This is a genomic window from Sphingobacterium multivorum (assembly GCF_900457465.1).
GTDB lineage: Bacteria > Bacteroidota > Bacteroidia > Sphingobacteriales > Sphingobacteriaceae > Sphingobacterium > Sphingobacterium multivorum.
In genome coordinates, this window is the sequence record NZ_UAUU01000011.1 from 854,822 (window position 1) to 875,215 (window position 20,394).

Annotated in this window: 17 protein-coding genes and 1 pseudogene; 11 read left to right on the forward strand and 7 right to left on the reverse strand. The window is 38.7% G+C overall.

The window, feature by feature from the left end; all coding sequences use genetic code 11:
* Positions 1-118: 118 nt before the first annotated feature.
* Together susR and DTA23_RS20845 are read right to left on the reverse strand one after the other, a co-directional pair.
* On the reverse strand, positions 119-1,795 hold the full coding sequence (gene susR / locus DTA23_RS20840; protein WP_112375921.1) for a SusR family glycan utilization regulator: 1,677 nt from the start codon (positions 1,793-1,795) through the stop codon (positions 119-121).
* 232 nt (positions 1,796-2,027) lie between these two features.
* Positions 2,028-2,477: a DUF1569 domain-containing protein gene (locus DTA23_RS20845; RefSeq protein WP_112375922.1), complete on the reverse strand. Its 450-nt coding sequence runs from the start codon at positions 2,475-2,477 to the stop codon at positions 2,028-2,030.
* A 218-nt stretch (positions 2,478-2,695) separates the two neighbouring features.
* Between DTA23_RS20845 and DTA23_RS20850 the strand changes: the two genes are divergently transcribed.
* The 9 genes from DTA23_RS20850 to DTA23_RS20890 all read left to right on the forward strand — a co-directional run bounded on the left by DTA23_RS20850 (position 2,696) and on the right by DTA23_RS20890 (position 13,966).
* On the forward strand, positions 2,696-2,953 hold the full coding sequence (locus tag DTA23_RS20850) for a right-handed parallel beta-helix repeat-containing protein (RefSeq protein ID WP_172462477.1): 258 nt from the start codon (positions 2,696-2,698) through the stop codon (positions 2,951-2,953).
* Between the two features lie 44 nt (positions 2,954-2,997).
* On the forward strand, positions 2,998-4,230 hold the full coding sequence (locus DTA23_RS20855; protein ID WP_112375924.1) for an IS256 family transposase: 1,233 nt from the start codon (positions 2,998-3,000) through the stop codon (positions 4,228-4,230).
* A 384-nt stretch (positions 4,231-4,614) separates the two neighbouring features.
* On the forward strand, positions 4,615-5,499 hold the full coding sequence (locus DTA23_RS20860; RefSeq protein ID WP_112375925.1) for a hypothetical protein: 885 nt from the start codon (positions 4,615-4,617) through the stop codon (positions 5,497-5,499).
* A gap of 155 nt (positions 5,500-5,654) precedes the next feature.
* On the forward strand, positions 5,655-6,389 hold the full coding sequence (locus DTA23_RS20865; RefSeq protein ID WP_112375926.1) for a LytR/AlgR family response regulator transcription factor: 735 nt from the start codon (positions 5,655-5,657) through the stop codon (positions 6,387-6,389).
* A gap of 9 nt (positions 6,390-6,398) precedes the next feature.
* Positions 6,399-9,566 carry a sensor histidine kinase gene (locus DTA23_RS20870; RefSeq protein ID WP_112375927.1) on the forward strand — a complete coding sequence of 1,056 codons (3,168 nt, stop codon included), beginning with the start codon at positions 6,399-6,401 and terminating at the stop codon, positions 9,564-9,566.
* Positions 9,567-9,854: 288 nt separating this feature from the next.
* Positions 9,855-11,858: a hypothetical protein gene (locus DTA23_RS30080; protein WP_146753163.1), complete on the forward strand. Its 2,004-nt coding sequence runs from the start codon at positions 9,855-9,857 to the stop codon at positions 11,856-11,858.
* Positions 11,852-12,982, forward strand: a complete 1,131-nt coding sequence (locus DTA23_RS20880) for a hypothetical protein (protein WP_112375929.1) — start codon at positions 11,852-11,854, stop codon at positions 12,980-12,982. The genes DTA23_RS30080 and DTA23_RS20880 overlap by 7 nt, the downstream gene beginning before the upstream one ends.
* Before the next feature lie 424 nt (positions 12,983-13,406).
* Positions 13,407-13,619 carry a hypothetical protein gene (locus tag DTA23_RS20885; RefSeq protein WP_112375930.1) on the forward strand — a complete coding sequence of 71 codons (213 nt, stop codon included), beginning with the start codon at positions 13,407-13,409 and terminating at the stop codon, positions 13,617-13,619.
* Between the two features lie 35 nt (positions 13,620-13,654).
* On the forward strand, positions 13,655-13,966 hold the full coding sequence (locus tag DTA23_RS20890) for a hypothetical protein (protein ID WP_112375931.1): 312 nt from the start codon (positions 13,655-13,657) through the stop codon (positions 13,964-13,966).
* 153 nt (positions 13,967-14,119) lie between these two features.
* Here DTA23_RS20890 and istB read toward each other — a convergent pair whose 3' ends face one another.
* The 3 genes from istB to DTA23_RS20905 form a co-directional block, all read right to left on the reverse strand.
* Complete coding sequence (istB, locus tag DTA23_RS20895) at positions 14,120-14,851, reverse strand: IS21-like element helper ATPase IstB (protein WP_112373582.1); 732 nt, start codon at positions 14,849-14,851, stop codon at positions 14,120-14,122.
* Between the two features lie 26 nt (positions 14,852-14,877).
* Positions 14,878-16,422, reverse strand: a complete 1,545-nt coding sequence (istA, locus tag DTA23_RS20900; protein WP_204990975.1) for an IS21 family transposase — start codon at positions 16,420-16,422, stop codon at positions 14,878-14,880.
* Positions 16,423-16,673: 251 nt separating this feature from the next.
* Positions 16,674-18,296: an ISL3 family transposase gene (locus tag DTA23_RS20905; protein WP_083296114.1), complete on the reverse strand. Its 1,623-nt coding sequence runs from the start codon at positions 18,294-18,296 to the stop codon at positions 16,674-16,676.
* Between the two features lie 69 nt (positions 18,297-18,365).
* On the opposite strand from DTA23_RS20905, the gene DTA23_RS20910 reads away from it, so the two are divergent.
* Together DTA23_RS20910 and DTA23_RS30595 are read left to right on the forward strand one after the other, a co-directional pair.
* The gene (locus DTA23_RS20910) at positions 18,366-18,833 is read left to right on the forward strand and encodes a helix-turn-helix domain-containing protein (RefSeq protein ID WP_070569990.1); all 468 of its coding nucleotides are present in this window, start codon (positions 18,366-18,368) and stop codon (positions 18,831-18,833) included.
* 164 nt (positions 18,834-18,997) lie between these two features.
* A pseudogene (locus DTA23_RS30595) lies at positions 18,998-19,177 on the forward strand (colicin immunity domain-containing protein); the annotation flags it as partial.
* A gap of 63 nt (positions 19,178-19,240) precedes the next feature.
* Here the strand turns inward: DTA23_RS30595 and DTA23_RS20920 are convergent.
* Together DTA23_RS20920 and DTA23_RS20925 are read right to left on the reverse strand one after the other, a co-directional pair.
* A complete protein-coding gene (locus DTA23_RS20920; RefSeq protein WP_204991005.1) occupies positions 19,241-19,783 on the reverse strand; it encodes a hypothetical protein in 543 nt (180 codons plus the stop codon).
* Positions 19,755-20,273, reverse strand: coding sequence for a peptidase associated/transthyretin-like domain-containing protein (locus tag DTA23_RS20925; protein ID WP_088162433.1), 519 nt, complete (start codon positions 20,271-20,273; stop codon positions 19,755-19,757). Before DTA23_RS20925 ends, DTA23_RS20920 begins: the two co-directional genes overlap by 29 nt.
* Positions 20,274-20,394 lie beyond the last annotated feature (121 nt).

Genomic DNA, 20,394 nt, shown 5'->3' on the forward strand with positions numbered 1-20,394 from the left:
AGGTGGGGAAATTGCATTTAGCGTACCAAATAATCTAAATTTAGCACGCAGTACGATATGTAATACAGCGAATCAAAGCTGTATAGATGGGTATTTAAAAGTATCGGGTGTCTTGTTTCTAAATACTTTTAATCGTTCCGATCTGCATGATGTTTTTATCAAATTCATCCTTATCTATGATAGCTTTGCTTTTAATTTTTGCACGATAAGTATAAATTGTGTTTAAGGAACAATGGAGAAATCCAGCAATTTTGGATGAATCATTTACACCGAGTCTGATTAGGGCGAAGATGCGCAATTCGGTATTCAAGAGCTCATTCGTTTTAAGCATTATCTTTCCATCTTCGGTAAGCAACGAGTTTAAATCGTCTACAAAACTGGGAAAGAGATGAAGAAAAATATGATCAAAGGTATTAAACAGTTCCTTTTTCTCTTTGTCTATTCTCTCGTTAGATTTGACCAGGTTAAGGAGCTCCGAAATTTTGTCTCCCATGATCATTTTCTTTATTAAGGTCTGAAATTTCTCCAATTTCGTGATGTACATTGAACAGATATCAAGAAAATGTCCGATGTATACCTCTTTGATGTGATTGGATTCATACAGCAAATTGTTCGTTTTGGCCAATTTGTTGTTTACAATTTTATACTCTTCATTTTTAGTTTGTAATTCTTCATTTAGTTTATTGAGATCCTGATTTGCTTTAAATAATTCGAGCCTGAACCTACTCACTTTTCTCATCTGTTTATAAACATATATTATCGCTAGTATCAATAATATGGAAAGGACGGAAGCAACAATTAAAAACGTAAACAATTGCTCCTTTTTTTGTTTTTGATGTTCCTGGTAGGAGGTATCAATAATTGGGAAGATTTGAGAAACTTCATAGGTCCTAAATTTAGCATTGCAGAAGATTGCGTCTTCAAGCGATGATTTTATACACATATAGGATTCATCGATGTAACCTTGTTGGTGCAGTAAAAATGCTAACGCTTGCATGGAAGTATTTTCTTTTATCGCATTTTTAATATCGCAAGCAGCGGATATAATCAGCAGTTCACACTGCTTGCCTACATTGCCTTCCTTTCGGTATATTTCTGAAAGTGAAAATGCAAGCATTGCTTTTTCATGGCTATCTTCCTTTATTGTCGCGAATATTGAATTCAAGATTACTTTAGCCTCTTTTATTTTGTTCAGGTCGATCAGTTTTTCTGCATATACCATTTTGTAGTGATTCGAAGATTCATCAAGCAGTGTTAATAAAGAATCACGATAATTATGGCTAATTGCTAAATAATTTTTTTGGTTATAATTATGGTATGCGTAAAACTTGAAAAAGTTCTTTTGAGCATCCAGATATTTTATTTTTAGGTGATTGTTTAATTTTTGGATGGGTATTCTATCCAAAATATCTTTAGAATCAATGTACATACCTGCGACCAGATAATGTAGAGAAAGGTCTAATTCAGTTTCTAGTATCCAATTTGGACTCTGAAGTTTATTTGCCAGTTCCAAATTTTTCTTAGCATAATAAATAGCGGAATCAGATTTATAGGATGCGTATGAGCTACTCAGCTGTTTTTGTAATTCAAATTTTAGATTCAGATTTTCGGTGCTATTGTCCAGCTTTTTTTTTATTAGGGAAAGATAAAGCTCTTTTTGCTCAACAAAAGTATCTTTATTTTGAATGAGATTAGTAAGATTGAGAATTGAGGAGTCTTTTAAAGCAATCGCTTTAGTTTTGGAAATTGTGGCTATAAAAAATAAAATCAGATATAAAAATACAGGTTTTCCCATTTATATTAGTAGAATACTATTCAAATTAAAGAAATTGAGCAGATCAAATATAAATAAATAACTTGAGTTTGTTCTATGGCGCTTTTTTTATAATAGATCATATCCGAGATTAAACACAATCCTGCGTGTTGAAACATTACACCAATAATGACCTATTCCATTTTCAGATACCTGCCCTCGAACGAACCCGTTATAACGTCTGACACATGTAGCGGTTCCGTGGCTTTTTGGGTTACGCTCCAAACTGCTTTAAATGGTGGTTGCAATGTTTGTATATGAACTGACCTAATTGGGCTCTGGACATTCTACCAAAGAACCAATGTACAAATGTATCTTTTTCAAATGTTTCATATTGCTCGATTAATAATTTCCAATTTCGTTTCTCTATTTCTAAATCATGTATGTCTTCATTTACGATAAATACAGCGGATGTGGGTGCGTTTTTGCCAAAACTTGTTGTTTCATCTTTCAATATCCCCTTTATCGCATTTTGACCAAAAATTCTCCCTAAAAATGAACGCTTAACCTTTATGGATCCTTGGTAATATTGTTCACATAATATACAATGCCTGACCATTTGCGTTACTGTCATTTTTCCCCAAAGAGCATCGCTGTCCTCGTGTAATAAATTAATTCTTTCGATGACCGCTTCTCTTATGTTTTTCTCAAATATTGATTTCATATTAGGAACATTTATCTATTCTATCTAAATTTTGATCATTTGCAGTCTTACAAATCTAACAGATTTGTTCTTCGATCGACTTTGCATAGGATAAGAAATAGAATTGCATATCTATCGCATTACATCTCGTTGATAGTCTGATAGACAGGATAATTTTTTGAACAAGATATTTTGAAAGTGGATTTTTAGCCCTGGATCAAACTGCCGGAAATGTTGTTTTGGGCGTTGGGAAAACGGGCATCTCGTTATATACGGTCAACAACTGTTCCGTAGAGGGAAATATTATTGAGGGGAATGATTCCAATGAGGTCGGTATCGATATTCAATCTTCTTCGGTACGCAGATCATCAGATATCAATGTGAGCGGAAACCAGATCAAAAGCGGATTTAAAAACGGTATCAACACTTTTAAATCGACAGGAACAGGATTTGACAGGATAGCTATCACAGACAATCGGTTGAAAACGAGGGTGTAAATTGAACTGTGTCAGATAAAGAATTTTTATATTAGACACAGAAAATGGGAAAAGAGAAATTTGACTTTGAACGCTTCAAGCAAGAAGCAATGGAAGGGCTTTACGCCGGCAAGAAAATGGGCGGTACCGATGGTATTTTTGCCCCAATGTTAAAGCATTTACTTGAATCTATGCTTGAAGGTGAGCTAGAGAATCACCTAGAAGAAAGCCGCGCCTCTGGAGATTCTAATCGAAGAAATGGCAAGACCAAGAAGACTGTTCGTAGTCTTCAATCCGGTCATTTTGAACTAGAAAGTAGCCGAGATCGTAATGGTACCTTTGAGCCTAAAATCGTATCTAAACGACAGCTTGTTATCACCAATAATCTGGAAGACAACGTTATAGCGATGTATTTCAAAGGTATGAGTACACGAGATATTTCTAATTATGTAAAAGAAATGTATGCTATGGATATTTCAGCTAGTGAAATATCACATATCACTGATAAGGTTATTCCTGCGACGAACGAAGGGCGTCAACGTCCTTTAGATCCAGTTTATCCGTTTGTTTTTTTGGATTGTATGTTCTATAAAGTTAAAGAAAATGGGGTTATCAGTACTCGAGCTGTTTATAACATATTAGGCATAAACCGAGAAGGCAAGAAAGATCTTCTTGGTATGTATCATGCAGAAAGTGAGGGTACTAAATTCTGGTTAACCGTTTTGACCGAGTTAAAACAACTTGGTGTTGAGGACATCTTGATTGCTTGTATTGATGGGTTAAAGGGGTTCCCGGAAGCCATTGAAGCTGTTTATCCACAGACCCAGGTTCAACTCTGTATTGTGCATCAAATCCGTTCAAGCTTAAAGTATGTTCCTGAAAAAGATAAAAAGACCGTAGCAGCGGACTTAAAGCCTATATATCAAGCCACTAATCAAGATCAAGGCTACGAAAATCTCTTAGAATTTGAAGATAAATGGGGTAAGAAATATCCATTATCTGTAAAAGGATGGTTAGATAACTGGGGAAATCTTTCGACTTATTTTGAGTATGCACCAGACATCAGGAGAGCGATTTATACCACTAATGCTATAGAAGCTATGCATAGGCAGATTCGCAAAGTAACAAAGACCAAAGGGGCTTTTACTTCTGATCAGTCTCTGATGAAACTTATGTATATGGTTGTAAAAGAGGTCTCTAAAAAATGGACTATGCCTATCAGAAATTGGGGCTTGACAATGCAACAACTACACATTAAATTTGGTAATAGAATCAAAGCCTTCGGCGGCTCTAATTGATGTTTGGCCCGAAGGGGGCCAAACATCAATTAGAGCTTGGTGACACAGTTCGCTTTACACTACCTAAATTCTATAGATAAGCGTTGTTACTTGAGTGGAGCCTTCGGAAGCTTTGATCATATTATTTCGGAAATTACTAATCGGTGAAATCGAATAATTTTGACCATTAAAATAATGTACCTATAGATTTTAAATTATGTTTTAATTGCATCGGCTATTCTCCCATATTGTACAGCATGATACGTTTACACTCTTCTTAAGTTTAATTTCTCTACTAGATATTTAGGTTTATTCACTCAATGAAACTCCTGTTTCGCTCATTACTGATTTTTTGCAACAGAGCCAACAATATATTTGGATAAAGTTTAAAAACTAATTATTCAAATGAAAGTTTTAAAAAGCATGTTGATGGTCAGTCTAGGATTGATTATCTTTTTCTCCTGCAAAAAGGGAGACACTGGACCGCAGGGTGCCGTTGGCGAAAAAGGCGAAAAAGGTGAAAAAGGTGAGCAGGGGGCCAAAGGAATTCAGGGGTTAAAAGGTGGTGACGGGGCGACAATTTTCTCTGGTGATGCGGTTCCTGTCGCTACGCTGGGGAAAGCTGGAGATTATTATATCCGGAAAGCGACTTCCGAAATGTATGGTCCCAAAACAGATGCCGGATGGGGACAGGCAACTTCATTTAAGGGGGCGACAGGTGCCAATGGAACGGCGGGATCCAAAATCCTGAGCGGCACCCAAATTCCAGCGGTGTCAGTGGGTGCCGTAGGCGACTTCTATTTTAAGGTGGATAGTTATCAATTTTTTGGACCTAAGACTGCATCCGGATGGGGGACAGGGGTTAACCTGAGAGGTGCTACGGGTACTGCTAATGTACTCTACAGTGGTTGGCAAAGTGCTACAGTGGTTAAAGATTCTATTATGGACGGTACGACGGTCAGAATTGGCCATCTTGCTGCAAAAGGACTGTCCACAACCATATTGAGTAGTGGAACTGTAATTGTTTATCTGGATTATGGAGGCGGAATTTATCAGCTGCCTTATACGTCAAGAGCCGGAGGGAGAATGAGTACAATTTCACACCATCCGAAAGAGAATAGGATCATTGTCTACCGGTTTGTCTACGATGGTGGAAATCTCCTTCCATTACCTGATCAAATTAAGTACCGTTATATAATTATTCCGGGCGGAACCATGGCGAGACTGAAACGCAAGGGAGTGGATCTGAATGATGTAAGTCAGGTAGAGTTTGCCCTAAAGTCGGAATAAAATGGCTAGAGAACTGAGTGGAAGATTTAAAGTGGTCCGGTCTTATTGGTATAAAGTATCGGAAGAATTGTAAATGCTTCAGCATGCTGAATATATCGTATATTTAAGATAGCTATTCAATTGTTTTGAAGGTGTCAATGTAAATAGAATAAATTATGATAAAAGCAGTCATTATTGATGATGAGCTGAAAGGTGCCACTTTACTCCAGCATAAACTCAGCGCTTTTGCGGATAGACTTGTTGTCGAACGGATATTTAACGATCCCTTTGTTGCACTAAAAGTCCTTCCATCCATTAGCCCAGATATCGTTTTCCTAGATGTCGAAATGCCGCTGATGGATGGATTTAAGTTGTTGGAAAATCTAGGAAACATCGATTTCGAGGTTATTTTTGTTACTGCCTATAATGTATATGCTATTGAAGCCCTGCGCGCCGATGCTTTGGATTATCTGCTCAAACCAGTGGATACTGATGAACTAACGGTTGCAATTGAAAAATTATGCAAACGGATTGAACGGAAAAAACAGCGCCAGAAACAGGGTATTCATGTGGGGAGTAGTTCTGCATCACGGTTGGCCCTGTCTACTGCAGAAGGTATTTATTTTGTAAGAAAAGATGAGATCGTCAAAATCGAAGCGATGAGTAACTACTCGGTGTTCTATTTCTCTGCAGGTAACAAGATCATTGTCTCCAGGACATTGAAAGAGTTTGAAGGATTGATGGATGCTGATTGTTTTTTGCGGATCAACCGGAGCACGATCGTCAATCTTAGTTGTGTAATTCGCTATAAGAAAGGGGAAGGGGGCACTTTACAGCTTGCGGACGGATCAGAGCTAGAAGTTTCCCCAACCAAAAAAAGCCTGCTCATGGAATTGTTATCCCGTACTTAACCTGCAGTTATGGCTAACGTAAAGTTATTGATTCGGCTATTTGTCTTTGTGATGTTTACCTTATCGCGGGGGCTGGCACAGGAACGGATTTATAACTTTCTTCATTTTACCAGTCGTGAGGGACTCCCCAGTGACAAAGTCAGAGATGCCGCTGTCGATGAAAAAGGATTGGTATGGATCACAACGGGAAAGGGCCTTTGCTATTTTGATGGGAATACCTTTTTCCCTGTTAGTTTTACGCAAAATTCAGATTTTTCATATGATCTGGGAAATCTCAGCATAGGCAGTAATAATAAGATCTGGGTTGCGAGCTATAACCGGGGCTTAATATCTTATGATCGGTCCAAACCCCAGCATGAGGCCTGGACTAGTTATAGTGCAAAAGCGGCTTACGGAGATGTTGAGAAACATGAACTTTATGCCGTTCATGAGTCAGGAGGCAAGGTGTTTTTTGGTGGGCAAGAAACAGACCTACAGATTCTGGATCCGGTATCCGGACGCATATCAGTAGTAAAACTAGCACCGGCAGCCTATGTAACTATTTTCCGCATCCAAGAAGATCAGCATGGGATTCTGTGGATAGGTACGCGCTATCATGGCCTATTTTCTTACGAACCCAATTCTGGGAAGACAGTTCATTATGATCTGTCAAACAAGGGTGAAAATGCGGTCACGGGAATCTGTAGAGCAGGGGAGCAGGTTTTTGCCGCCTATTATAATCATGATCTGATACGGTTATTGCCTCAAAAAAAGCGGATTGAACAGCGAAATATTCTTAGTATTGGTCGTAATGTTGCACACTATGATAACAATATCGCTGATGTCTCCTTTTTCTCAGAAGAGAATAAAATATTGGCAGCCCATAGTGGGGGCAAACTGTACAGTTATGACCTATATCATAAGGAGGTTGTTGAGATACCGTGGAACAGGGCTGTTCCAGAGGGATCTGCTGTTAAAATTAACCGTATTGTATCCATACAGGGAGGATATTTTATCTGTTCAGATCACGGGCTATTTTATTATTCGAAAAAGTTAAATTTAATTAAAGACCTCATACGCACTAAAACTGATCCTATTCAGCATATCTTAAAAGTAGGTGACAAGAAGTGGTATGTCTCCAAGGCTCAGATTGGTGAATTATCGCCAGATTTTCAGCTACGTTTATCAGCTTTCTCCCTAAACAACCTTAAGATCAGCCAACTTGTGGCTATAGGGATTTATATTTACATCTCGACCGTAGACAGCGGGATTTATGTTTTTGATACTATGCGTAAAGAGCTTAGGGCGTTAAAGATTGTAGGAAACTCTTTTGGTCTTGAACGAGCCGACTGCAATAGTGTGATATGGGATTCAGTAAAGGGAAGAGATATTCTATGGATCGGCTCCTGGAACTCAGGATTATATCAATATGATCTTTCTACGAATAGGGTTGTATTGTACAATAAAGAGAATGGTCTTATTGATCATAAAGTAATCACCTTAGGAAAGGATAGTTCTGGCTCTCTTTGGCTAGGAATGGATGGCTTCGGTGCAGTTAAAGTAGTGGATAAGGTGAATATGAAGTTTATTAATTTCAAGCATCAGCGGCAGTCTGGAGAAAGTCTTGCTGCCAATACCGTGTTTTCCTTTCTTTTGGATATTGATCGCCACTTTTGGTATAGCAGTAGCCAACAGGGTATAGGGATGATTGTTGAACAGCCAGGGAAAACACGTTTCCTACAGGCTAATGACCGTAATCGTTTCCCTTTGTTTTATGCCCATACCCTAAAAAATGATATAAAAGGACGAATCTGGATGAACACTCGAGATGGAGTAATGATTTTTGATCCAACGTCTAAAACGTTTTTACAATTGGGAGCAGGTCAAGGCATATTCCCGCCCGAACGATTTTCGACCCATAGTTTTTATTTTGATTCGGATGTATTGGTTTGGATGACGGATAAAGGTTTGATCAAAGGGCCGATGGCCGAGATTGGAAATAAAACTGAAAATATGCCCCCCGTTATAAGCGCGTTCAGGATATTGAACCGCGATAATACCTATCGGCTTGTAAATGGAAAGATTGCGCTCCAGCCTGATGAAAATACCTTTTCTTTTCAGTTTGCTGTACCCGGCCAGCTTGCGGACAAGACCTTACGTTTTAGCTATAAACTAGAAGGGGTTGATCGGGAATGGATTGATTCAGACGCAATTCAACAGGCTGTTTACAGCAATATTGCAGGCGGGGATTACCGTTTTGTCCTACGAGTGGGGGACCAGGATGGAAATTGGTCGAAAGCACAGCTGGGTATACCTGTGTCTGTAAAACTGTTGTGGTATCAAGGTTTATGGTTTAAAATCGGTCTAGTGTCTTTTGTTTTTCTTGCAGTAGTACTGATTTTGATCTATCGACTTGCGCATCAGGCCAAAATTAATCGGATGCAACAGGAATTTAGCCTAACCTTACAGCATGAGTTGAAACAAAATGAATGCAAGATCAGGGAGCAGAGCGAGATACTGGAAATGGAAAAGGAAAAAAAATTGGCCTCAGAGTTCCGGCAACAATTATATGAGAGTGAACTGAAAGCTATTCGTTCGCAGATGAATCCACATTTTATTTTCAATATTTTGAATTCTATTGAGGCCTATGTAGTCGAAAATGATGCCGTACAGGCCAGCAAGCTGATTCAGAAATTCGCCACTTTGAGCCGTGTCGTACTTGAGAATTCTCAATTCTCCAAGGTGACCATCGCTTCCGAACTTCAATTGGTCAAGCTGTATCTGGATCTCGAGCAAGAACGTTTCGATCATATATTTACCTATAGCATTCAATCGGATGAGCGCTTAATCAAAAGCAATAAAAAGATTCCATCGATGCTGATTCAGCCAATTGTCGAAAATGCCGTACATCATGGTATGAGGCATCTCCATGACAAAAAAGGCAAGATATTGATCCGGACAGCTTTAAAAGGAAAAGAAATTAGGATTGAAATTCTGGATAATGGTGTTGGTTTTGATCAGTTTCCTAAAACTGGAAATAACAATTTCAAAAGTACTTCCTTTGGTTTAAAAGGAGTACAAGAACGATTACGTATGCTCAGTAGTGATGAGTTAGCAGAATCCGCTTCGCTCACAATTGACAAAAAACCTGATGAGGAAGATTTTACTGTCAGGATTACTATCACGCTTCCTTTATAGGCAATTATCTCCTTTTGATCCTGCTGACGAGTGCCAAGATCTTGGTGGCGAGTTACGGTTGACCGGTTGAACAGCTGTTCCCTAATTGATTCTCCTTATTCATACTGAGTTTGCCGTCACTTACTCATTGATAGTCTGTAAAGTTTTTTTTAAACTTAACTTTAATCTGATCGTAAATTCACTTCAAATAGAACGATACAAAAGGGCAATATATGGATTCAACCTGGTTTTGTATTTAAGCCTATTGAACATTGGGCAACATTGGCTGTTGACCTGATCAAAGCTGATATGGCAACTAAACGTCGCTTAATGGCAACAGAACTGACCAATAAAAATAGCATAAACTATATAAAATTCTTGAAAGAAGGACCGCTAGAAGAAAAAAAGGCAGGTTTTGGTAAGGTGAAGAAATTGGACAAAAAGCTGGCGAATGGCGAAGTAAAGGGAGCTAAGGAAAGCCTGAATATGTTCACTAAAAAAGATGGTCAGTTATTTGTTTATGATAAAAAGCTATTTACAGAAAATCTAAAAGGAAATAAACCTCAAAACTGGCAACAATTGGGAACCTTGGATTATCATTTTAACACCTTAAATATCATATCACAAAATGAAGCTATAATTATTGCTAAGAAATTGGATTTGACAAATTGTAGATTAGAAGTGTCTGCAGATGTAGATAAGCTTATAATTTTGGCAGAAGAAGTGATATGTGGTTCTAATGCAGAGATTTCATGGAGCCGACCTGGAGGTTATACCCAAGGACATGCTGATGATCCCTATTTAGATGGGATCCCAAATCATAATACAGCACAACGTGAATTCAATCAAGATCAACGAAGTGGGTATGCTGGAGGTTATGGTGGGAAAGGAGCCGCTGGAATAATTGGAGCAAATGGCAGAAAGGCGCCATCCTTAGAAATGTGGGTTAAGAACATGACCAATTTACCAAATATAGATTTAAATGGAGAAGATGGCATTACAGGAGGTGTTGGTCAACGAGGAGGACGAGGAGGAAATGGGCAAGGAGGAAGTGTGGGTACATATTGGCCAATAATTAATGAATGTAAAAAAAATGCGGGAAATGGTGGTCGCGGTGGAAATGGTGGAAATGGCGGCGATGGTGGTCGCGGTGGTGATGGCGGAAATGGTGGTAATATCAGCATTGGTGTATTGCAGGGTACATTGGCCGGAACGGTTACCAACAACAGCTTTCGTTGGAAAAATCAAGGAGGACAGCCAGGCCAAGGAGGTGCAGGCGCATTTGGGGGCGATGGAGGATTGGGTGGTCGAAGTGGAAATGATAAAGATTATTGTCATAATGCGCGCAATGGCGATGTTGGTGCCAACGGACAACGCGGTTATAACGGACACGCGGGCTATAATCATGGCTTAGATGGTGTTAATGAGTTTTTTCAGTTTTCTTTAGATGCTTGGAATGAACAGTTAACAAGACCATTTATTACATCTGTTAGTACATATGAGGCTTTTCCAGGAGATACAATTGTGGTAAAAGGAACTACTTTTGCGAATTCAGATAAAGTTATTTTTGATGGTTCTATAGAACTACAGCATCATATAAACGCTGACGGAAGTATGAATGTCGTTTTACCGTTGGATACTTCAGGAGGTTCTAAAGCATTATTTATACTTCGAGTAGCCGATAATTTTGAAAGCAATCGGGTAAATATTCGAATAAAACCGCAATTAGACGTATTTGCCGATCAGATGATGCCTGGAGTTTCAACAATATTGAGAGGTAGAGCATTTGTGCCGGGAGCATCGGTACTGATTAATAATCAAAATATTGCAGCAGAAGTGGCAGCCTCTGGTAAAGAATTAACATTTATTATGATAGGTTTTCTTAATCAAGGGAATTCATCTTTAGTTTCAGTACAGGTCAGAAATCCAGATGGTATGCTTAGTAATGAACGCAGTGTCTCTCAAGCTGGAGTTTTAGAAATACCCTATCGCTTTGGCAAAAACAACCTATCATTCCATAATCCGAATATAGGAAAGCCAAGTTTTGATACGTTTAAAAAGACATTTGGTTCAAGTGAGGTATGGCATGAATCTTTCGACCCAATATTTGGTCATCCGATGTTAACAGCCGCTTTCTTTGTATTTTATACCTACTTTTTAAAAGGTAAAGGAGATGGAGGATTGGCGACGGGTTTCTGTACAGCCATGTCTACGAAAGTTGCTGATAACCTTTGGACAAATAATGTGGATATTACAGGTATCCAGGAAGCAGACATCATAGAAGAATTAACCGCTATACATGGAAGTTGTTAAGCAAAGAATCTTTGATTCATTTTCATGATTGGGGTCGTACTTTCGCCGATAATGTAGATTATGCGATTCGTTCAATTGAGACAGCTTTCCTTAGAGGCTGTGATCGGAATAATACGCCTTTATTGTTTTTTATACCAGCAGGTGAAGTATGGGACAGTGAATATTTTGATAAACTTAGCGATTCTCATTGTTTATATCCTTATAGATTTGTATACCCAAAAGGTCATACTGGTCCTAAGCTTTCAGCAGATGCATTGAGTACCATAAACAGCTTGGATGGCGTTAAATTATACTGCTATGATTGTAACAACGAAACCAATCCAGACTGCTTCTTAGAGTTTAGTACCGTAGATGGTAAATTAACCTATACCTATAATAAAAAGCAAGGATTTAGGCTAGACAAGCAGATTACGATTGGCATTATGTCCAACGGAGCCTTTACACTTGCTGATCATGATATGCCATTTAATGGACCGTTTGGTGTATTGGGCTTTGCAATGGACTTTATGCTGAGCCCTGCAGATATTGAGATCACCGATGAGTTAGGTTTAAAAGCAGGGCATATCAATGGAAAGATTTATAGTGAAATTCCTGGTAGTCATCCATGTTACTTAGTGCCAGGAGCATATTTACTTCCGACAGGAAAGAACTTAACACGAAAGATTAGAGGAACAGCAAGCGGCACGTATACTTTCAATAATATTATGCCTAATGGCGCTATGATAAAATTGGAAAATATAAAAACTAACATAGGAGACGTGGATACCATACTGGTAACTGCGGATAACTCACAAGTGCGATTAACGACACAGCAAAATAAGGATATTTCTTTAACTATCAGTAGGATAGTAGACGAAGAGATTAGAGCATTAACGATTAAGGGTTTATCTTTAGCAGCAAATTTAGATATGGATATTACCATCTCGCCGGATTTAAGTGTATGTAGAATAGGAAATCATCAAGCTGTAAACCAAATTTCAGTCATAGCAAGTGTAGCTAGAGAAAAGGACAACGTAAAATCAACAAATACTCAAAGTATTCCATTGCAAGTAAATAGCGATTTGTTGGTTGCGTTTAATGATTGGAAAACTACAGATTTTCAATTGAACATGGTTCCTTTTTAAAATGCATTACTGATCACTCGCTATTAGTGGTTGTCATCCTTTCTATTTTTAATTTGGCTTGAATGGATAATTTATTGAATTTAGACAAAGTATAATTCTCATTTTTTATAGCCAAATTGACGATGATCATTATGCGAGAAGTGCAGTTCAAATTATTTTTTATTCACCGAGTAGTGGATATTTTTAATGACAATGACCTCCCCCGCAAAACAGGACATTTTAAAAGTGGAGTTTCGGACGTCTGGTTAAATGTGCTTCGGCCAGTGCAACCAGCTTAATTTAAAAATCAAACCCCAATTCGGATAGCATTCGTTCGTGATTATTCATAAAATACTTCATCAGCTTATACTGTTCGGTAATCTGATATGAAATTGGCTTTATTCCATTTTCAGATACCTGCCCTAAAACGGATAAATTTGATGCTATGGTAGACTTTTTACGGAAGAATTTACCTTTAGTTGATCGGCGGGTTCAAAATGCGATTTACCTAAATTTTTTAGGTAAATTAGATTTTTCTAAAAACCCCGGTTTAATAAAATGCTTAGGGCAGCAATTAGGTAAAGCCTATACTGATATAGAAAATTATAATAATTCTCCAGCTCGTGATAAGGTAAAGAACTTCTTGAATAAATTTTGATGTTCTTGCTACAGGTAAATACTTGAAGTTGGCACTTGAAAGATGTAAATGATACTCAAAAAGAAACAGTCGCAACACTAAGTAAGAAGTTATCGTTGCCTTATACAGGTACGGAGCAGGACTGGGATATTGAGATGGCAGATTCCAATCGCATCAATGAATTTATTGATTTTTATCATCAATATAACTTAACTTTTGAGGAAAGGGTGGCTTTAATGTGGCTGATTATTGCGTCTTATGATGATTTTGTAAATGAGAACAACGTAGCGATAGATTATAGATGGGATGCCATTAAGGCGATGTTAGCAAAGGATAGGATACATTTTGTGGAGTTGATAAATTATTAGTCTTTGTATAACGAAACCGATATTTTTAGGATAACACCTCTTATGATGAATATTCCGACAAAAGTACACCACGGGTTCCGGACGAAAGTACACCAGATTTAGTGACCAATAACCCGAGCTATTTTACAACTGGATTGTATTAACTTTTCAAACTTAATGATTTTTTTTCTTTCTTAACGACTTGCCCTGTAGCGAGAGTCTGTGTGCGGAAGCTGTCAATCTGTCCATTATCGCATCCGCAAGTGTTGGCTCATCAATAAAGTTGTACCATGCTTCAATCGGTAGCTGAGAAGTTATGACAACAGAGCTATTTCCATATCGGTCTTCCAATATATCTAGCAGTGCAAGCCGAGTGTCAGCGTCTATTGATTTTAACCCGAAGTCATCCAATATGAGTAACTTTTGGTTTGCAATTCCCTTTATCCATTTCAGATAAGTACCATCAAGCCTGGTCTGTACAACGGTATCCATAAAGCGGTTCATACTGAAGTATAGCGTTTTAAAGCCCAGCAGACAAGCCGACCTTCCCAGCGCACAGGCCAAAAAGCTTTTACCTGAACCTGTAGCTCCTGTGATAAGAACATTTTCTCCACGATGTATAAAAGAGCCGTCTGAAAGTCGAAGTACCTGTTCACGTGTGATGCCCCTTTCTGCATTGCAGATGATCTCTTCAGGAAGAGCGTTGTACCTGAGCCGGCTGGCTTTGAGATATTTCTGGGTTCTGGTATGGTCACGGTATTCCAGTTCGGCCTGTACCATGGATCCCAATAGTTCATGGACATCCTGGATTTCGTGTACTGGTAAGGAGGCGACTGCTTCATAGCGGCGGGCCATGCCAGTCAGGCGCATTGATCTGAGCTGTTCGATAGTTTGATCTGTGTTCATTTCTGTTGTTGATTTATGTGTCTGTTTTATTTGTATTCATCAGCCCCCCGGATGTTCCGGTGTAGTGGAATGCTATAACCGGCAGTGTGCCGATCATCTTTTTCCAGCATGTCCATCTTGTTGTCAAGGATATTTTTTATGGCCATATAATTAAAGCGGTGGCCTTTTAGCCCTCTTTGGCAGGCGGCTTCTATGCGGTCTGGATAAAGCGATGCCAGCCTGAGGAGTCCCTGACAGGCTTGATAAGATTGGTCTATGATCAGTTTGCTATCCATTACCTTTTGAAAGTATTCGCGGGTGGCAACACCGTATTTTTCTGCCCTTGAAAGATAGTCATCGGGATTCCAGGCCAGGCGCTCGCGAAATTGGCGGTGATGTGGTGGTTCATGATTTCTGTCGGTCGTATAACCGTGTTTTTTATAGCTGCGCCTGTGAAGGGCTACACGGACGTTTCCGATGTATATTTCAACGGTATCGGTACAATAAATAATATTTACCGTGCTCCCGATATGTTTGGAAGGTACGCTGTAGAAGTGCCAGTCCTCACCCAGTACCACATGATAATCACGTTGCACCTTTGCACGTGTATAGTGTTTCATTATGAAAGAACTTTCCGGCAACGGATTTAAGATCGGTTTCTCACTACTTTCAAAAAGCTCTGTTCTGCTGAAAGTCTTGCGCTGGAAGTTTTTCTGATGGTGCTCTTTAAGCTGTAGACCTATCGCCAGATTCAGTTCGCTGATACTTTTAAAGGTCTCATTTCGGAGTGGAGCGTATATCCGTTGATAGGTTATTTTAACAGCACCTTCCACTGATGCCTTATCCCTGGGTTTTGCAGGACGTGTGGCAAGAAGCGCTATGTTATTATGATTGGCCCATTGCTCCAGCATATCGGCGAACTTTGGTTCGTAACGGTTACTGCGCACGACCCATTGTTTCATATTGTCCGACTTTACCGATAAGGGTACGCCCCCAAAATAGCCAAGGGCATTGTTAAGCGCCCGCAATACCTGCGGCAGGGATGCATTAATGAGCGCTTCCACATAACTATAGCCGCTAAAAGGCAATACGGCCACCAGAACAGGACAGGCTATCAGTTCACCACTGTCGGTATCCACATAATGCAGCATATCACCAGCAAAGTCTACCTGCAGCAGCTTCCCGGGCTCATGTTCAAAACGCATGGTAGCTCCCTGTTTGCGGATATGTTCCTGAAGAAGCTCACAGAATCTGGAATAGCCAAAGCCATCGGGATATTCAATGATATATTCCTGCCATAACAGCTGACGCGTAACACCTACACGACGGAGTTCGGAAAATAGATAGGAAAACTGCGATTCAAGATGTATCCGGCGGGGATCTTTTTCTATCTGTTCCGCTTTGCCCGCATTAAGATAAGCCTCCAGCTCGGCATCGGAAAAAAGGAGCAGTTCCGCAATACTGAATCCGCTGTCGGCAAACCGCTGCAAATAACCTGCGATGGTACGTCTATTGATACCGGTCTCCCTTTCGATGGAACGCTGGGAAAAGCCACGTTCCAAAAACAGCAATATCTGTCTTATCTTCTGCATATTTAGAGGTCTGTTTGCCATGTCGTTAGGTCTAATACAGGCCCAACTTAGCAATCTTTTTTTCTTAAATATCCAGTGGTGTAGTTTGCCGCGGAATTATTGGTGCACTTTGTGTCGGAATGGCAGTCTTTCTAGAACAGTGTAAAAGACCGTCAACCTATAATTAGACTGCTAAAAATTTACACCAAAGTGGTGTATTTTGCAGCGGAATCACTGGTGTACTTTGGAGGTTCTTCGTCAATTTTGGTGAATTATGCTGATTTTGCAAGTATCATTTTCCTCAATAGCTGAAATCCTGCCCTTCCGTACATTTTTCTTTTTATATTTTTTATTCGATTCACTTGTCCCTCAACCTGGCCGTTACTTACTGTTCTTACTACTGCATTATTCACTGCTTCATAGTCCCTTAAAAGGTTTTTAGCGAAATTTTTAAGCCCGCACTCTGATGTTGATGCCTCCTGAATCCATTTTTGTAACATTCCTTCTTTCTTGATAAGAAACAATTGTTTAAAGTCCTTTATCAACTGCTCCAGTTGTTTTATTTGAGGAAGCTTTTCAAATAATAATTCTAAAAATTCTTTATCATCTTCCTTAAGGTGTTTTGACTCCCTATAGAGCATTAAGGATAATTTGGTTGGCGACCAAGTTTTTGCTACCACCACCTGCGCCTTATATTTCATTCTACTAAGCCCCGGCATATTATAAACTTCATTCATCTTGTGGCAAAACTGGGTATACTTACCATTGAATCCCATCTGAACAATAGTGTTATGTAGTTCTCTATATGTTTTTCCGTGGTTCTCTTCGCTCAAAAGATAATTAATGAAGGATTCCAGGTTGGTGGAGTTTCTGGACTGTCTTTTCTCAAGTTTTTCCACGGATACATACCTTGCGACTGTTTTTCGATCCAGGTTTGTAATTCTGGCAATTTGTCTCAGCGTAATACCATTGGCATATAGCTCTTTAACCTTGTCGAATAGATATTGTTTATGTGCACCAATGTTTGCTGTAGAAATCGTTGCTAGAACTTCTAAATTTGCTTCAACAGGCCCGGTAACTTCCGTTAATGTAGGTTCTTTTCTTTTGGGATCATTATAAAGCTTAAATATTTCCTTCAATTCTTTTGCTTTTGATTGTAAGACTTTTTTAGCTGCTTCCCCTAAGTTCATAATTAGGTGAAAGCGGTCGGCTACCTGAATGGCATCAGGGGCCCCTGTTTTTATACCCAAAGCATATGGGCCATAGCGATCTCTGGATACTACTTTTATTTCTGGATGATTCTTCAGCCACTCTGCCAGCGTATCCGATTCACGATCCGGAAGTAAATCTATCACTTCTTTCCGTTCTAAATCCACAATAACGGTTCCGTAGGTACTTCCTTTTTTGAATGCCCAATCATCTACGCCAATTACCCCAGATGTCAAAGCCTTAGGTTGTATATCTACTCCCTGAATCACTCTTAACATAGTGGAGGAGCTAACCGGCAGTCCAACATAGCGACTAATTGCTGAACCTCTATTTCCTCCCAATTCAAGCCCCATTTTAAAAAGAAGTTCATTTGAACGAATCATTCTTCTATAATATGGCCTGATTTCACAATCGAAGCGTTCAGTAAAAACCTTTCGATGACAGACTGAATTATCACAAAAATACTTCCTAGCCCTGAGCTTGATTTTTACTAAATATCCGGAAACAGGAAGGTCTAAAAGAGTTCGGAAATATCTACTATGAACCCTATCACTCGTAATGCCACAAATAGGGCATGTTGAGTGTTTTTGATAAGCGTACGTACTAATATAAAGCTCTCCTAGAGAGGTGTACGTTGTTTCAGCTTTTAACTGTAAATTGGGAGGAAGTACAAATTCTGGAATCATAACTAAAAGTATAATATTAAATTACACATAATAATTTATATATTTGTTGTTTAGAAAAAATAAATTACAGTGGGAAAATCAGTCTTACAAATTCAGCGATCAGACGCAACAGAGATAAAGAAATTATTAAATACAAATGATGCTTATACCGTTGGTATAAGGCTATACATGGTATATCTTGTTGCATTAGGCTATTCGAGCAGACGGTTGTCTGAACTACATAATATCAGCTTCAAGCAGATAACAAATTGGGTTCATAGATTTGAAAAAGAAGGTATTGAAGGATTAAAAGATAAGAAAGGGCGCGGTAGACGGAGCAATTTATCAAACGAACAACTCGAAAGAATCAAAAACTTGGTCATAAACGAAAAACCCTCGGATCATGGATATCAATCAGTAAAGTGGACAGGCCCTCTTTTGGCTCAATGGATTGATAAAGAATATGGCTTAGCATATCAAAAGGCACAAGTCTATAACTTGCTCGAAAAGGTTGGAATTGTGTTTGAAAAGAAAAAAGGTTTAGTTTATAAAGTGTAATTATTTAACGTACTTTCACCAAAATTGACGAAGAACCACTTTGGAGCGGAATGGTGGTGTAGTATGGTGCGGAATATGCATATGAGAACTGTCTAATTTTATTAATCGATATGACGATGAGTTCAAAAAATCCGTAAGATGCCAATTTCCAGAAATACCTTGATCTTATACGTGGTTTTTTAAGCAACGAGATCACAGCTTCAGTTTTTGAAACTCGTTTTCTTCAGCTTAGGCGGGAAGATAGCCAATGGATGAAATTTGGTTCTGATCATAAGGCCTGCCGAATTTTAGATACGCTGAAGTATCCGTTGCTGAATATCGCAATGACAAAAATGGACAAATAAAAAATGTGAAGTCCTTTCGAACTCCACATTTCTATAATTAATACACTTTCTGGTACGATGCTGTTACCTCTTTTGTTTTTTCATTTCTTCTATCTCTCGCTTTAGCTGGTCTCGATCTTCTTTCTTGTAAAATTCTAACTCCGTTGCAGAATAATCGTACTTGAATAATCTCGCTTTTATTCTGGTATTATTGACAAAAATACCAAAGTCTATGTTTGCTATAGTGAGAAAACCAGCACTATTTCCATCAATTTCGATACTTCCAAATTTTGTGAGTTTTGCCAGTCTTGTACTGAATGATCCATCTGTGTCTGAAGATACTTTTTTGAGCGTATTTCCTTCAGAGTCTAAAAATCGTATCCCGGCATTGGGTACCTTACTTTTTGTCTTAGCTTCAGTGATAATGCCTGAAATCGTCACAGAATCTTGCAAATCATTCTCGTCTAAATAGCTTGAAGATTCGTACCCGCCCAATACTTTATTGTTTTCTGTTTTGGGTATGATGATAGCGCAGGATGAGAAACAAAAGATCCAAAAAAAGACAGAAATTTTAATAGCCCAGATCAACTTATAACACCTATCTATGTTTTCTATTTGCTTTTTCAACTTCTTTCCTCAACTTTTTCTGGTCCTTTTTTGAACCTATTTCATTAATATACATGGGCTGCCTTGGTAATTTTATGTCTAAGGCGTAGGTTTTAAAATTTGGCGCAATGTAAACATGTTCGATAGTCATCCCCGTTCCAAATGTATCTACAATAATTTTTCCATGGAGCAATCCCTCGGATGGGATCGTTAGCGAAAATTCTCCATTTTTATCGGTGATGGTTGTACCAATTGTATCACTCTCTGAACTAAGAAAGAAAACTCTAGCAGAAGGAACATTTTCATTATTATGGCACATGCTCACTTTGCCTTTTATTAAAGGCGATATCTCATCATCTGTATAACCTTTACCTCGTTGGCTATAGCTGCTGCAGTTGTTTTGGTCTATATCAACCCAGTCGTTATAATTCTTCTTTGTGGAACAGCTAAAGAGTGTTAGCAAAAGAAGAAGTTTAAAACCACAAAGGTTTAACTTTATGCGTAATGCCATTATAAATTTGGACCTTTTTTATATTTCAAATAATAAACAAAAATTCTTTATATGAATAGATTCCGTTGTAAACAAGATGAAATTTTTAGCACCATCAAAAACTTTTTTTTAACTTGCTTGT

Coding starts and splice junctions, on each gene's coding strand:
- susR (WP_112375921.1), bottom strand. CDS start 1,795: ATGGGAAAACCTGTATTTTTATATCTGATTTTATTTTTTATAGCCACA.
- DTA23_RS20845 (WP_112375922.1), bottom strand. CDS start 2,477: ATGAAATCAATATTTGAGAAAAACATAAGAGAAGCGGTCATCGAAAGA.
- DTA23_RS20855 (WP_112375924.1), top strand. CDS start 2,998: ATGGGAAAAGAGAAATTTGACTTTGAACGCTTCAAGCAAGAAGCAATG.
- DTA23_RS20860 (WP_112375925.1), top strand. CDS start 4,615: ATGAAAGTTTTAAAAAGCATGTTGATGGTCAGTCTAGGATTGATTATC.
- DTA23_RS20865 (WP_112375926.1), top strand. CDS start 5,655: ATGATAAAAGCAGTCATTATTGATGATGAGCTGAAAGGTGCCACTTTA.
- DTA23_RS20870 (WP_112375927.1), top strand. CDS start 6,399: ATGGCTAACGTAAAGTTATTGATTCGGCTATTTGTCTTTGTGATGTTT.
- DTA23_RS30080 (WP_146753163.1), top strand. CDS start 9,855: ATGGCAACTAAACGTCGCTTAATGGCAACAGAACTGACCAATAAAAAT.
- DTA23_RS20885 (WP_112375930.1), top strand. CDS start 13,407: ATGGTAGACTTTTTACGGAAGAATTTACCTTTAGTTGATCGGCGGGTT.
- istB (WP_112373582.1), bottom strand. CDS start 14,851: ATGAACACAGATCAAACTATCGAACAGCTCAGATCAATGCGCCTGACT.
- istA (WP_204990975.1), bottom strand. CDS start 16,422: ATGCAGAAGATAAGACAGATATTGCTGTTTTTGGAACGTGGCTTTTCC.
- DTA23_RS20905 (WP_083296114.1), bottom strand. CDS start 18,296: ATGATTCCAGAATTTGTACTTCCTCCCAATTTACAGTTAAAAGCTGAA.
- DTA23_RS20925 (WP_088162433.1), bottom strand. CDS start 20,273: ATGGCATTACGCATAAAGTTAAACCTTTGTGGTTTTAAACTTCTTCTT.